At 65.0% G+C, this 14,267-nt stretch carries 14 protein-coding genes; 2 read left to right on the top strand and 12 right to left on the bottom strand.

Annotated features, from left to right (window positions below; all coding sequences use genetic code 11):
* Nucleotides 1-41 precede the first annotated feature (41 nt).
* The 9 genes from FJ425_RS30685 to FJ425_RS30645 form a co-directional block, all read right to left on the bottom strand.
* Nucleotides 42-545 carry a hypothetical protein gene (locus tag FJ425_RS30685; RefSeq protein WP_181164935.1) on the bottom strand — a complete coding sequence of 168 codons (504 nt, stop codon included), beginning with the start codon at nt 543-545 and terminating at the stop codon, nt 42-44.
* A gap of 112 nt (nt 546-657) precedes the next feature.
* Entirely contained in the window at nt 658-1,644 is a 987-nt protein-coding gene (locus FJ425_RS30680) for an ABC transporter permease (RefSeq protein ID WP_140632664.1), read from the bottom strand.
* Entirely contained in the window at nt 1,641-2,627 is a 987-nt protein-coding gene (locus FJ425_RS30675; RefSeq protein ID WP_140632661.1) for an ABC transporter permease, read from the bottom strand. Before FJ425_RS30675 ends, FJ425_RS30680 begins: the two co-directional genes overlap by 4 nt.
* Nucleotides 2,624-4,168 (bottom strand): sugar ABC transporter ATP-binding protein, encoded by a 1,545-nt coding sequence (locus FJ425_RS30670; protein ID WP_140632738.1) that lies wholly within the window; start codon nt 4,166-4,168, stop codon nt 2,624-2,626. Before FJ425_RS30670 ends, FJ425_RS30675 begins: the two co-directional genes overlap by 4 nt.
* Nucleotides 4,169-4,387: 219 nt before the next feature.
* Entirely contained in the window at nt 4,388-5,422 is a 1,035-nt protein-coding gene (locus FJ425_RS30665) for an ABC transporter substrate-binding protein (protein ID WP_140727836.1), read from the bottom strand.
* Between the two features lie 71 nt (nt 5,423-5,493).
* Nucleotides 5,494-6,405, bottom strand: coding sequence for a sugar phosphate isomerase/epimerase (locus FJ425_RS30660; RefSeq protein WP_140632658.1), 912 nt, complete (start codon nt 6,403-6,405; stop codon nt 5,494-5,496).
* 19 nt (nt 6,406-6,424) lie between these two features.
* On the bottom strand, nt 6,425-7,939 hold the full coding sequence (locus FJ425_RS30655; protein WP_246673408.1) for a mannitol dehydrogenase family protein: 1,515 nt from the start codon (nt 7,937-7,939) through the stop codon (nt 6,425-6,427).
* Between the two features lie 8 nt (nt 7,940-7,947).
* Nucleotides 7,948-8,730: an SDR family oxidoreductase gene (locus tag FJ425_RS30650; RefSeq protein ID WP_140545498.1), complete on the bottom strand. Its 783-nt coding sequence runs from the start codon at nt 8,728-8,730 to the stop codon at nt 7,948-7,950.
* A gap of 196 nt (nt 8,731-8,926) precedes the next feature.
* The gene (locus FJ425_RS30645) at nt 8,927-9,826 is read right to left on the bottom strand and encodes a MurR/RpiR family transcriptional regulator (protein ID WP_140632652.1); all 900 of its coding nucleotides are present in this window, start codon (nt 9,824-9,826) and stop codon (nt 8,927-8,929) included.
* 192 nt (nt 9,827-10,018) lie between these two features.
* On the opposite strand from FJ425_RS30645, the gene FJ425_RS30640 reads away from it, so the two are divergent.
* A complete protein-coding gene (locus tag FJ425_RS30640; RefSeq protein WP_140632649.1) occupies nt 10,019-11,203 on the top strand; it encodes a Gfo/Idh/MocA family oxidoreductase in 1,185 nt (394 codons plus the stop codon).
* A gap of 30 nt (nt 11,204-11,233) precedes the next feature.
* Here FJ425_RS30640 and FJ425_RS30635 read toward each other — a convergent pair whose 3' ends face one another.
* Entirely contained in the window at nt 11,234-12,073 is an 840-nt protein-coding gene (locus tag FJ425_RS30635; protein ID WP_246673394.1) for a TetR/AcrR family transcriptional regulator, read from the bottom strand.
* Between the two features lie 7 nt (nt 12,074-12,080).
* Here FJ425_RS30635 and FJ425_RS30630 point away from each other — a divergent pair, with 7 nt between their 5' ends.
* On the top strand, nt 12,081-12,728 hold the full coding sequence (locus FJ425_RS30630) for a methyltransferase domain-containing protein (protein ID WP_181176119.1): 648 nt from the start codon (nt 12,081-12,083) through the stop codon (nt 12,726-12,728).
* 21 nt (nt 12,729-12,749) lie between these two features.
* On the opposite strand, the gene FJ425_RS30625 is transcribed toward FJ425_RS30630, so the two are convergent.
* On the bottom strand, nt 12,750-13,610 hold the full coding sequence (locus FJ425_RS30625) for a carbohydrate ABC transporter permease (RefSeq protein WP_140632643.1): 861 nt from the start codon (nt 13,608-13,610) through the stop codon (nt 12,750-12,752).
* On the bottom strand, nt 13,607-14,267 hold a 661-nt coding region (locus FJ425_RS30620; RefSeq protein ID WP_140727832.1), incomplete at its 5' end, for a sugar ABC transporter permease. The genes FJ425_RS30625 and FJ425_RS30620, both read right to left, overlap by 4 nt.

The raw sequence follows: 14,267 nt of genomic DNA, 5'->3' as shown, positions 1-14,267 counted from the left end.
TCCTGTCCTGGTCCCGCATAAGGCGACAGCGCGGTTTTGGCTCAGACGCCCGCAATCGCCAAGAGCCAGGCCAGAATGTCGAGCAGCAGAAAGAGCAGCGCGATCTGCAGAGCCACGCGCAGGCGCTGGATGATTCGCCAGTTGGCGGCCATGTCCGCCTTGATGCGAAGAGCAAGGGCGCGGTGCATCGCCGACATCGATGCCGGCCCATCGCCATCGACATATTGATGCAGCAATTCTTCCGGATCGAAGCGGAATGAGTATTGGTGATAAGGCCAAAGCATGAAGACGATGAGCCCGCCGATGCTGAACAGCAGGGACACCGCAATCCATTCCCAAAGCCCAAGCCCGTCGGAAAGGGCCGCGCCGCCGAGCAGCGAGTTCGCGAATGCCGTGGCGAAGATCAGGCTCCCGGCGCGGGTGCTCATGTTCTCCACCACGGTCTGCTGATGGGTGAGACCTCTCACCGCCTCCTGATAGATGAACGCAAGACGAGGATCATCGTCGGCGGGACTGTTTGCAGCAGCACGCGAACGCTCGGCCATAAGGGGTGCCTCTCCGATGCGACAGGGATGAGCCGCCTTAATCCTTATTTTATGCATGTCGTTGCCGCAAAACCGCTGCACACTTTTGCGCGACATGCCTTAGCTCAAAATACTACCGATCCTCGATGATCCTCAAATACGCCGCCGTCACGAACAGCACGATGAAGCCGAACAAAATGCGGCGGCCGCCTTCGGGCATCTGCAGGATGGTGAGCAGCGTCGTCAGTACGGTCAAGATCAGCGCGCCGACGATGGTGCCGGTGTAGCCGCCGCGACCGCCGAAGATCGAGGTGCCGCCGATGACGGCTGCCGCCACGGATGGCAGCACCAGTGGCTCGGCGAGCGACAGCGAGGGCGCCTTGATCAGGCCGATATAGAGCAGGCCGGTGATGCCGGCGAGCAGGCTGGAGAGGACGTAGAGCGCGGTGATCACCTGCCAGTAGCGGACGCCTGACAGGCGCGCGGCGCGTTCATTATCGCCGACGGCGTAAAGCAGGCGGCCGAAGCCGGTGCGGTTCAGCATGAAGACGATCAGCACCGCCACCGGCACGAACAGGAAGAGCGCGTTGGGAAAGCCGTAGGTAAGGCCGGTGCCCAGCCAGTTGAGGAAATCGGGAATCCTGGCACCGGACGCGATGACGGTGCGCTGATAGACCTGCAGGAAGCCGGTACCTATCAGGCTGGTGCCCAGCGTCATGATCAGCGGATGCACTAGAAACACGCCGACGCCGATGCCATTGACGAGGCCGATCAGCACGGCGGGCAGCATGGCCAGCAGGAAAGCCACCGCGGGATCCTGGTTGACGATTTGCGTCGCCATGATGAAGGCGCTCATCGTCGCCACGGTGCCGACCGAGAGGTCGATGCCGCCGGTCAGCATCGTCATGGTCTGGCAGCCGGCCAGGATCGCCAGCGGGATGGCGAATTTCGCCGTGTTGGCGATCCAGCGCTCGTTGACGATGCCCGGACGCAGGACCTGCAGGATCGCCACGAGGACGATCAAAAGAATGATCAGCGGAATGAGCGGCCGGTCCGCCATGAAGCGCTTCAAGCGGCGCCCGAACGAGACGGGCTGGGGCATGGTCGCGATGTCGGTCATGGCGTTGCTCCCACCGGACGGCCGCGGATGGTGATGAAGGCGCCGAACATCACGACCGCGACCATGATCGCGCCTTCGATGATGGCGGTCACGTTCGGATCGATGGCCAGAAGCGTCAGGTCGGTGCGCACCAGCCGCAGCACGAAGACGGCGATGATCGGCCCGAGCAGGCCGCCCTTGCCGCCGCCGAGCGCGACGCCGCCCAGCACCACGGCGGCGACGCTGGCGAGCAGATAAGGCCCGGGAATGGGCGCGCCGATGCCGGTGCTGATGGTGAGAGACAATCCGCCCATCGCGGCGAACAGGCCGGAGAGCGCATAGGCGACGATCCTGGTTCGCGCTACCGGCACGCCGCTGCGAAAGGCGGCGAGCTCGTCGCTGCCGATGGCATAGATGGAGAGGCCAAGCCGCGAGCGCCTGAGCGGAATCCACACGATGCAGAGGCAGATGACGAGGAGCACCAGGGCTTTCGGAACCCAGGCGTCGGCCCAGTCCGGCAGGCTAGGGATGGGCGCGGTGCCGACGACGCTTGCCTTCAGCCACTCGGCGGCGGCGCCGCCGGGAGCACCAAGCACAAGCAGCGCCGCGCCTTGGAGCACGAACAACATGGCCAAGGTGACTACGATGTCTGGCACGCGGGTGACGACGATGAGGACGCCGTTCAGAGCGCCGAGCACCAACCCCATGGCCAGCACGAAGGGCACGACGAACAATGCATATTCCTCGCTGGCGCCGTTCATCATCGAGGCGGCGGTCACGCTGGTCAGCGCCATCATGGCGGCGACCGACAGATCGATGCCGCCGGCGATGACGACGACGGTCTGGGCCGCAACGGCAAAGGCGTAAGGCAGAACCGCCCGCGCCAGCGAACCGAAATCGCCGCTGCCATAGCCCGGCTGGATCAGCTTGGTGACGACGAAGACAAAGATCAGCAGGGCGAACAGGCCTGCCACCCAGCCCTGGTTGCGCAAGAAGCGGCTCATGACGCGGCCTCGGCGCTGGAACCCGGTTTGACCTCCGCAAGGATGCCGACATCCGCCCTGGCGCCGCGCGGCAGGCCGTAGGCCGCCCGCATCAATGCCGCTTCGTCGGCTTCTTCGACCGGGAAAGTGTCGACGACGCGGCCGCCGAAGATGACGATGACGCGGTCGCAGACACGCTGCACCTCTTCCATCTCGGATGTGTAGAACAGCACCGACTTACCCTGACCGGCGAGCTCGCGCAGCAGCTTATAGATCTCCTGCTTGGTGCCGACATCGATGCCGCGCGTCGCGTCGAAGCAAAGGATGGTGCGGGCGTTGGCGGCGATCCAGCGGGCGATGGTCACCTTCTGCTGGTTGCCGCCGGACAGGCGCTGCACTTCGCCTTGGGCGCGGGTGTCGATCTGCAACCTACCGATGGCGCTGGAAACCACCACCTGCTCTCGGCGCATGCGGATCGGGCCCCATTTGCGCGCCGCCGCGCTAAAGGGCAGCGCGATGTTCTCGCGCACCGAGCGCTGCATGGCCAAGGCCTCGGCGCGGTCGCCCGGCACATAGGCGATGCCGGCCTGGATGGCGTCGCTCGGATGCGAGAATTTGACCGGCGCGCCGTCGACGTCGATGCTGCCGCCGGTCGGACGGATCGAGCCGGCAAGCGCGGCGAAGAGCTCGTCCTGGCCCTGGCCCTCGAGCGCAAAGACGCCGGCGACCTCGCCATTGGCGAGATCGAAGGAGACATCGTTGAGCTTGGTGCCAAGCTGCAGGTTGCGGACCGACAATCGCGGACGACCGCCGCCGGCGACTGCCGCTTCATTCGCCGCGCGCGCGGCGACGCGCGTCTTCTCGATGCGGGTGCCGAGCATCATCTCGACTATTCTTTCCTCGATGCCGGGCTCGATGTCGACGACACCGACGGTTGCGCCGTCGCGCAGCACGGTGGCGCGGTCGCAGAGCGCGGAGATCTCGACGAAACGGTGCGAGATGAAGATGACGGAGCGGCCGGCCTCGCCCTGGCGGCGCACGACCGCAAGCACCTTCTCGGCGAGATTCGCCGGTAGCGCGGCAGTCATCTCGTCGAGAAGAAGCACGTCGGGCTCGACGGCGAGCGCGCGCGCCAGGTCGAGCACGCGCAGGATGGCCAAGGGGATATGACGCGCCGTCTCGCGGATGTCGAGGTCGGGAATGCCGAGCTCGCGCACCCAGGCGCGGAACGGCTCGACCGGCGTGCCGGTGAGCCGCAGATTGGACAGGACATCGAGATCGGGGATCAGCGAAGGTTCCTGGTAGACCGGCAGCAGGCCGGCGCGGCGGGCGGCGGCGGGCGAGCGGACATCGAGCTGCTGGCCGCGGATCAGGATACGCCCGGCATCCGCTTTGATCGCCCCCGTCAGGATCTTCACCAGTGTCGACTTGCCGGCGCCATTGGCGCCCATCAGCGCGTGCACCTCGCCCGGCAACACGGACAAAGAGGCGTTGCGCAGCGCGGCAACCGCACCATAGTTCTTCGCTACGCCGGTGGCGTCGAGGAGAGGGCTTTGCGGCAACGGGTTTGTTGTCAAATCGTGTGATTCTCGTTCCAGAAACTAATGCAGGCGGCGGCTGACCTCCTCCTTCTCCCCTTGTGGGAGAAGGTGTCGCCGAAGGCGCGGGGTGTTCCAGCGGAGTGAGACGTTGGCGTCCCCTGGAACACCCCTCATCCGCCTCGGCGCTATGCGCCGATCCACCTTCTCCCACAAGGGGAGAAGGCAGAGGCGTCTCGTCTCTTACTCGCCCGGACCCTTGCAGGCGATGATCTGATCCTTGGTGTAAGTCGTCCAATCCGGGATCGAGATCGAGACCGGCCATTCGGGGCTGAGCGAGGGGTCGACGACGCCCTTCAGCTTGGCCTTGCCTTCGTCGGTGGCGTTTTCCCAGAGCTGCGGCTCGACCAGGACGGTCTGCTGCGCCGGCTTCTTGCCGTCCAGGATCTGGAGCGCCAGCGTCACGCCGGCGCCGCCGATCGAGCCGGGATTGGTGACGGCCGCGCCCACCAGGCCCTTGACCGAGCTCAACTGACCGACGAAGCCGGCATTGTCGGCGCCGACCACAGGCACCATCGGCGCCTGCTGCTCGACCAGCGCGTCGACGATGACGTTGTCGATGCCCGAGGTCCAGATGCCGTTGATCGGGGTGCCGGTGGCGAGGAAGGAGAGGATCTGCTGCTTGGCCTGATCCTGCTGCCAGCCGGTGAAGACCTCCTGCGCGACCTTCACGTCGGGGAATTCGGCGAGCGCCTTCTTGAAGCCTTTGTCGCGATCCGAGTCGGCCGAAGCGCCGGCGGCGCCGCGCATGTAGAGCACCTCGCCCTTGCCGCCCATCTGCTGGAACAGCCACTTGGCGCCGAGATAGGCATATTGTTCCTGGTTGTTGGAGATGATGTAGGCGGACGGCTCTGTCACCGCCTGGTCGACGGCGACGACGACGATGCCGGCCTTGGTGGCTTCCTCGAGGCCGGCCTTGATGCCTGCCGGATCGGCCGGGTTGACGACGATGGCGTCGACCTTGGCGCTGATCAGGTTGCGGATGTCCTCGAGCTGGCCGGCGGCGTCGGTGTTGCGGTGGGCGATGTTGAGCTTCGCCACCTCGCCGGATGCGAGCGCCTGCGCCTTCATCGCGCAGATCATTTCCTCGCGCCAGCCATTGCCCTGCACGGTGTTGGAAATGCCGATCGTGTACTTGCCGGCGGCGGCCGAGGCGCCCACCGAGGCAAGCAGCGCGGCGCCGGCAAGGAGCGAGGCCACGGTCAGATGTCTTTTCATTTCAGTACTCCTCCACATTGATTTTTTCAGTTCAGTTCCAGGCTCTGATTCAGTCGGAGCCAAGCTTTTCGTCATTTGATGAAAGGACGCAGCACGTCGCGGGCCAGCAGGAAGCCGCGCTTGACCTTTTCATCCGTCCCCTCGAAGCGCCGGTCCTCATGCTCGATGACGACCGGCCCGTCATAGCCGGCCCGGTAGAGCCCCGAAAAAACCCTGCTCCAGTCGATGTCCCCAAGCCCCGGCATGCGCGGCACCTGCCAGCCTATGCCAGCCGAAAGGATTCCGCGCTCGTACAAACCATCATGATCAATCATCAGATCCTTGGCGTGCACATGCAGCATGTTTGCGCCGAACTCGCGGATGAAGCGCTCCTTGTCGATCATCTGCCAGACGAGATGCGAAGGATCGAAATTCATACCGACGTCGCCGCCCCAGGCTTCCAGGATGCGGCGCCAGACATAGGGCGAGTAGGCGATGTTGTGCCCGCCCGGCCATTCGTCATAGCTGAAGATCATCGGGCAGTTCTCGAACGCGAGTTTTACGCTATGCTCGCGGGCGTGGGCGATGATAGCCGGCCAGACTTTCTGCGCGTCTTCCCAGTTGGCATCGATAGTCTTCGAAGCGTCGCCGCCGCAGAAGGTGTTGACGAGCGGCACGCCCATGCGGCTCGCAAGCACGATCACCTTCCTCAGATGATCGATCACCGCTTCGCGATGCGCTTGGTCGGGATGGAGCGGATTGGGATAGAAGCCGAGACCCGAGATGGTCAGGCCCTTGCCGGCGAGCTCAGCGGCGACGTCCTTGGCCTCAGCGGCCGGGACGTCCACGTCAATATGGCTGGTGCCGGCATAGCGGCGGCTCGCCCCGGAGGTCTTCGGCCAGCAGGCGATTTCCAGCGCCTCGAAGCCGGCCGAGCGCGCCCAATCGGCGACTTCGCCGAGCGGCGTGTCGGGGAATGGTGCTGTCAGCAGTCCAAGCTTCATGGTCCCTCCCGGTTGCTAACTATGCAGATCGCGCCGGCTGCTTCAACCGCGCATCGGTTGACCCAGCGCAGACCTGTCCGACAAAGCCCATCGGATCGCCCGAAAGCAAACCATCGAGCCCGGCGACGACATGGGTACGGAATTTGGCGTTGGCGGCCAAGGCCGGGTCGAAGATAGCGTCGATGGCGAGGATCGAATCGACGAGCGGTTTGGTGTCCGCACCGATGCGATCGGCGATGGCGGCGATCTTGTCGGCAAACGGATCGGACACCTGCCAGGCGCGGCCGAAGCGGGCAGAAGCTTTGATCAGATAAGCCATCCAGCCGGCGACCGGCACCGAGAGGAGCGCAATGCCCTCGCCCTTCGCCAGCCGGTCGCGGATCGGGTTGAGCAGGCGCTGCACGATTTTCTGCGAGCCGTCGGTGGCGATCTGATGGTTGCGGTGACGGATTGCGGTGTTGGTGAGGCGCGACAGGCTCTGCTCGATGTAGGCCGTCGGCGCTATGCCGGGCACGGGCGTCAGCGTCGGCAGCATTTCCTCCGTCAGCATGCGCCGGACGAAACGGGACAGAAGCGGATCGGCGATGGCGTCCGAAGTGTGCTCGAACCCGCCCAAGACCCCGAGATAGCTGAGCGTCGTCTGGGCACCGTTCAGCACACGCATCTTGAGGTGCTCGAATGGCGTGACGTCGTCGACGAAGGTCGCGCCGACAAGGTCCCAGCGCGGGACGCGGCCGGCGAAGCGGTTCTCGATCACCCATTGGCGGAAGCGCTCGCCGACGACGACGGCGCCGTCGCTGTAGCCGAAGCGCTGCTCGACGGAGTCGATATCGACCTCGGTCGTCGCCGGCGCGATGCGATCGACCATGGCCGACGGGAAGGCGACATTGGCTTCGATCCAGTCCGCCAGCTTGCTGCCGCGCCGTTCGGCGAACGTGCGTACGACATTGCCGAGGATGATGCCGTTGGTCGGGATGTTGTCGCAGGAGAGCAGCGTCACCGGCCTGCCATGCGTGGCCATGCGCAATTCCAGCGCGCGCGCCAGGATGCCGGGCACGCTGCGCGGCGCCTCGGGAATGGCGAGGTCGTGCACGATATCGGGATGGTCGAGGTCGAGCGCGCCGCTCGACGGGATATGGCAATAGCCTTTCTCGGTCACCGTCATGGTGACCGTCTCGATGTCGGGCGAGGCGAGCACATCCAGCGCCGGCGCCGCGCTGTCCTGGCTGTCGACGACGCGCATGATGCTGCCGATGACGCGCGCTTCGACCTCGTCGTTCTGGCGGATCAGCCGCGTGTAGAGGCCGTCCTGGCGCCCCAGCGTGTCGGCCAGCAAGGGAAGGCGGATGTTGATGCCGACCAGCCCCCAGCGATCGAAATCCTTCGCCAGAAGATCGTCGGTGTATTCGGCCTGATGGCAGCGGTGAAAGGCGCCGACGCCGATATGAGCGATCCCGGGCTTCAGCGCAGCGCGATCGTAAGCCGGCTTGCGAACCTCCGATGGCAAGCGGCCGAGCAGGGCAGGGCTGAGCATCTCGGCGTTCACCGGTTGGCTCCGATCACCCATTGCTCCTGGTCGATCAGCGCGCCGGTCATCGGGCCGGCCGCGTCGGAAAGCAGGAAGACGGCAAGATTGGCGATGTCGGTCACGGAGAACAGCCGGCCGAAGGGTTGTGTCGCATTGGCCGCGTCGAGCCAGCCCGGACCGTGGCCGAGCGTCTCGGCCTGCATGATCCGTTCGGCCGGCGTGTCGGTCCAGCCGACATTGATGCCGTTGACGCGGATGCGGTCGAAGCGGTGCGCATTGGCGGCGTTCTTGGTCAGCGTCGCCAGCGCGCCCTTGGTGGCGGAATAGACGGCAAGCTCCGGCGAGCCGCAATGCGCGTTGATCGACAGGATGTTGACGATCGAGCCGCCCTGTCCGCGTTTCTTCATATCGGCGATTGCCGCCTGCATCAGGAAGAAGGGCGCGCGGGCGTTGACGGCAAACAGCGATGCCCAATCGTCGAGCGTGCCATCGACGAAAGAAGCGCGGTCGGTCAGGCCGGCGGCGTTGACTAGGCCGTCGATACGACTGAAGTGGTCGATGCAGGCTTGCGCCAGCCGCGCCGGGGCCTCGGGGTCGGCGAGATCGGCAGCAGCGAAGGCGGCGGGAGTGCCCATGGCCGAGAGTTCGGCGGCGGCAGCATCGCCGCGCTTCTGGTCCCGCCCGGTGATCAGCAAGCCGGCGGCGCCGGAGCGCGCAAGCGTCTCGGCGATCGCCCGGCCGATGCCTTGCGTCGCGCCGGTGACCAGCACCACCTTGCCGTCGAGACGAACCTCCATTCCTCCTCCCGGAACAAAGTTTCCATTTTCTAAAATATGGAACGATGGTTCTCTTTAGTCAATCGTGCTAGAGCGGTTCATCGTTTTCATGGAACCGGTGAACCGCTCTATCTCCTTGTCTTTCGCAATTCCGGATGGAAGGTTACGGCGAAGACGCCGAACTTAACCGCTCACACTTTTCCAGGAATTGCTCTTGTCAGCCTGTCCGCTGCGCGACGACGCCGTGGACCAACGCCATGCCGACCGCAAGCGAGGCGGCAAGCGAGCGGAAACCGCCAAAGTCCTGCTCGACCACTTCAAGCCAGGTGTCGGAGAGTTTTGCCAGCGGCGAAAACGTGCTGTCGGTAATGGTGAGGATGCAGGCCTTGCGCTCATGCGCCACGGCGACGAGATCGGGCGTGATCGAATTGTAGGGACTGAAGGAGACGGCCAGCACCGCGTCGCGCGGCGTGATGCAGCCGACCTGGTCGAGCGCCGTCGAGCCGACATTGTCGACCAGTACATTGCGCACGCCCTGCTGCGAGAGCGTCAGCGACAGATAGGTGGTGACGGGGAAGGCGCGCTTGCTGCCGATGACGTAGATCAACTCGGCCGCCGCCAGGCGATCGACCATCGTCTCGAAAGCCGCGATATCGAAATCATTGCCGATGCGGCCGAGCGAGATCTGGCAGGCACCGACCATGCCGTTGAGGAAATGCAGGTTGGCGTTCGGCTCCGCGGCCTTGTCCTGGCCGCCTTGCGTGTCCGGCCAGGAGCCCTTCATGCGGTCCTTGAACAGGAGCTGGAAATCGGAAAAGCCGGAATAGCCGAAGATCTGCGCGAAGCGCACCAGGGTTGAAGGCTGCACGCCGGCCTGGTCCGCCACTTGCGCGATCGTGCCCAACGCCACTTCGCTCGGATGCTGCCAGAGGAAGATCGCCACCTGGCGAAGCCGCTTCGGAAAATGCACGGTTCCCGACGCAAGCACCGCCCGCAATTCCTCGTAGGTTTGCGGTTTCGTGTAGCCAAGCGCTGCCAGCGAACGGCTCCGTTTTCTTGCCGCCGTCTCCAGACGATCTGTGGACGGTTCTTCAGCCGCTCCGCGATGGCCGCTCATAGGATATGCCTCATCGTGATCCCAACCATTGGATGCGTCGTCCGATCCCCGTCCTCCCGGATGCGCCCGATCGCCTGGTCCTAGGGTTAAAAAGCTAACGCGGCACAATCGTTTTACAAAACAAAAAATAGAAATATCATTTCGAAAACATCCGCGCCGGCCGGCATGCCGAAGCTTGGGAGAATCGCAGTCATGGTCTATGCAACCGCTGACGGTATCTCGCGTCAACGTCTCCGGGTCGGCATGGTCGGAGGCGGCCGCAACGCCTTCATCGGCGCCGTGCACCGGCTGGCGATGCGGCTCGACGACCAGATCGCGCTGGTCGCCGGCGCGCTGTCCTCGGATCCGGAAAATGCCGCAGCCTCCGCCGCGGAGATCGGCATCGCGCGTGAGCGCAGTTATGCCGACTACCGCGCCATGGCGACGGCCGAAGCGGCGCGGGCCGATGGCATCGAGGCGGTGGTCATCGTCACGCCCAACCATCTGCACGCGCCGGTCGCGACCGCCTTCCTCGAGGCCGGCATCGACGTGATCTGCGACAAGCCGCTGTCGACGACGCTTGCCGAGGCCAAGGCGCTGGTTGCGCTGACAAAAGCGAAGCAGCGCCGTTTTGTCGTCACGCTCAACAATACCGGCTACGCCATGGTCCGCCAGGCGCGCGAAATGGTGGCGGCGGGCGAGCTCGGCCGCATCGTTTCGGTGCATGGCGCCTACATCCAGGACTGGCTGACCAGGCCAATCGACGCCGAGGGCCAGAAGCAGGCGGAATGGCGCACCGATCCGGCGCGCGCCGGGCAGTCGGCGGTGCTCGCCGACATCGGCGTGCATGCCTTCAACCTGGCAAGCTTCGTCTCCGGCTTCGAGGCCGAGGCGGTTTCGGCCGACCTCTTCACCGCCGTGCCGGGACGGCGGCTCGACGACAACGCGCATGTGCTGCTGCGCTGGGCGGGCGGGGCGCGCGGCACGATCCTCGCCAGCCAGACCTCGCCCGGCCACTACAATGACCTTTCGGTACGCATCTATGGCGAGAAGGCCGGGCTCGAATGGTTTGGATCGCGGCCGGAGGAACTGCGCTTCTCGCCCTATGGCGAGGAAACCCGTACGCTGGTGCGCGGCGGCCATGGCTCGACGGCGGAAGCCCGGCGCGTCTCGCGCATGCCGGCGGCCCATCCCGAAGGCTATATCGAGGCCTTCGCCAATTTCTACCGCGACGCCGCCGACATTATTCGCGCACACCGCTCGGGTGCTGCCGTAGACGCCGGGCGCGCGGCGCAGGTACCCGACGTGGTCGACGGCGCGCGCGGCGTGAAGTTTGTCGCCGCCGCGGTGGAGTCGAGCGCGGCGGGAGGGGCTTGGACGGCGGCGCGGTTTGGATAAGCGCTGCGTCTCTTGCGTCCTTGAGACCGATCAATCGGTATCGCGGCTTGCAGCCGGGAGATCGACCTGCCGGCGCTCGTCGCCCATCAGGTGTGAAAGCCCCTCGAGCGCCAGGCGCCGGAACATGGCGTCGACCTGGGACGGAGACAATTTCGGCTTTCGCTCGAACCACCAATTCAGCGTGGTGAGGAAGGCGCCGACGATGAATTGCACGACGAAGTCGCGCGGGATGGCATCGCCATGAAGAGTAGGGGGCAGTTCCTGCCGCACCATTTCCGACAGCGCAAGGCGAATTTCGTTCTCCGTCACGGCGCCGCCCCGCCCGCCGATCATCGTGCGGTAATGGTCGGTATATCGGGCCGCATGCTCGAACATGGCCGTGCTGAAACCTAGCGGATCGTCGTGCGATGCTTCGGCTCCAGCGGGCGCCACCGACTGCGCCTCTTTGAGCTCCTCCCGAAGCATCTGGAAGCCGCTGCGCAGCAAGTCCTCCTTGCCGGTATAATGCGCATAGAATGTCGAGCGGCCGACATCGGCTTCGTCGATAATGTCCTGCACCGAAAGGGCCTCGTAGCCTTTGCGCAACATCAGCGCCAGCAGCGCCTCGTGGAGAGCTTTGCGGGTGCGGGCGGCCCTCCGGTCGATTTCCCGGGGCATTGGTTTCGCTCCTTTGCCGTCACGGATTGGGCGACTTTTCCGGGACAGCGGGCTCGGATTGTCCGGTAACGAACGTTCCACCCGCTTCTTCCGTCGAAAGTCCCGAACAAGCTGTCCATTATCATACGAGCTGTTTCGAAACTGCGCCAGCCGCGGTCGCTGTGCCGGTATCGGCCGGACCTTGCGCTGCTGAACAAAGGACGTGACGAACATGCACCATATGCGAAGCGAAGCACACGCAGGGGCCGCAATCGGCCATGAGGCCAACAGGGGTATCGGCTTTCCGCGCCTCTATGATCTGCTGGTGTTCATATTAACCCGTGGGCGCGACAAGGCCTATCGCGAGGCTATGCTCGATCTGGCCGGCCTGGCGCCGGGCTTCCACTTGCTGGACGTCGGATGTGGCACCGGCACCCAGGCGATTTCGGCCTGGCGCCGCGTGCAGCCCGGTGGATCGGTGGTTGGGGTCGACGTCTCCGAAAAGATGCTTGCCGCCGCCCGCCGCAAGGCGAGCCGGGCGGGTCTCGACATCGCGTTTCACCATGCCGATGCGGCCAAGCTACCGTTCGAAGAAGGTCGCTTCGATGTCGTCACCTTCACGACGGTGCTGCATATGGTGCCGGAGGCAAGGCACGGCTTCTGCCTGCGTGAGGCCGCGCGCGTTCTGCCCCCCGGCGGGCGGCTGCTGCTGATCGATTACGCCGGACCGATGGGCGAGCGCAGACACCTGTCGGCAAAGCACGGCCCGCATGGCCAATTCGACCTGCACCGCCTTCGCGAACCGCTGGCGGCAGCCGGGTTCGAGCGCATAGAAGGCGGCCCGCTCAACTGGCTCGGCCTGCATTACCTGCGGGGCATCAAATCATGAACACTGCGGTCGTGCTGATGGCTACCCCTTGATTGCCGAGCCAACGATCGAATCGACGAAGAAGCGCTGCAGGAAGACGAAGAGCACCAGCGGCGGCAGCACGGCGAGCGTTGCACCGGCCATCACCAGGCCGGTGTTGACGGCGCCGCGGTTGTAGCTGAGCAGTCGGCTCAGGCTGATAACGATCGGATAGGCGTCGGCATTGCCCTGCAGCACGGTGAGCGGCCAGAGATAGCTGTTCCAGTGATAGACGAAGGCGAAGAGCGCAAGCGCTGCGATCGCGGGTGCTACGCTCGGCGCCACGATCTTGTAGAGGATGAGCAGCTCGGAGGCGCCGTCCATGCGCGCGGCGTCGATCAGCTCGTCCGGCACGCCGGCGATGAACTGGCGCATCAGGAAGATGCCGAACGCGTTGGCGAGGTTGGGCACGATGATGCCGGCGAGGCTGGCGTTCAGCCCGATCGAGCCGACCATGCGGTAGAGTGGGATCAGCGTCACGATCGGCGGCAGGAACATCGTGGCGATCAGCAGCGAGAAGAGCAGCGAGCGGCCCGGGAAGGAATATTTGGCGAAGGCGTAGCCGGCCATCATGCTGGTGACCAGGATGCCGGCGGTGGTGACCGAGGCGATGAAAAGCGAATTCCACATCGAGCGCCCAAGATTGATAACGCCGGCGACCTTTTCATAGGCCTCCAAGGTCGGCGTATGCGGGAGCCAGACCGGCGGCACCTGCATGGTCTCGGCCGGCGTCTTCAGGCTGGACAGTACCATCCAGGCCAGCGGGAAGGCGGATGCGACGGCGACCAGAAGCATTGCGGTCGCGAGCAGCGCTTGGCGGCCCGATGGGCGTTTGCGGGTGAGCGATCGGGTTGGAGCGCTCATTCGCTGTCCTTGCGGTTGACGAAGGCAAACAGCGCCGAGACGCAAACGATCAGCGACAGCATCAGCATCACCGCCATGGCGGAGCCCAGCCCGCCCTGCGCGCGTTCGATGCCGACGCGGCGGATGTGGTAGGTCAGCACGTTGGTCGAGCCGACCGGTCCGCCTTGCGTGATCAGCGCCACCGGCTCGAACACCTGCACCGCATTGATGATGGCAATGACCGCGCTGAACAGAAGCGTGCGGCGAAGCAAGGGCAGGGTTATGAAGCGGAACTGCTCGCGTCCGTTGGCGCCGTCGAGCGTCGCCGCCTCATAGAGGCTGCCCGGGATCTGCGTCAGGCCGGCGATGGCGAGCACCGTGAAATAGCCGACCTGCTGCCAGACATTGAGGAAGACGATGGAGACCAGCGCCGAGCGCGGCGAGGAGAGCCAGGGCTGCGGACCGATGCCGGCCAGGCCGAGCAGCTGGTTGAACGGTCCCTCGCTCGGCGAATAAAGCTTCGACCAGACCAGCGCCACCGCGATCATCGGCACCATGTAGGTGGAAAACAGCACCGTGCGCAGCGCCGTGCCGCCGGCGACCTCGCGCTGGTAGACCATCAGGCCGAAGGCGACCGACAGCGGCAGGATGAGAACGACGGACAGCGCGGTGTAGATC

It is taken from the genome of Mesorhizobium sp. B2-7-2, assembly GCF_006440775.1.
Classification (GTDB): Bacteria; Pseudomonadota; Alphaproteobacteria; order Rhizobiales; family Rhizobiaceae; genus Mesorhizobium.
Note: the sequence above shows the minus strand (reverse complement) of the source record. Positions and strands in the feature narration are given on the sequence as shown.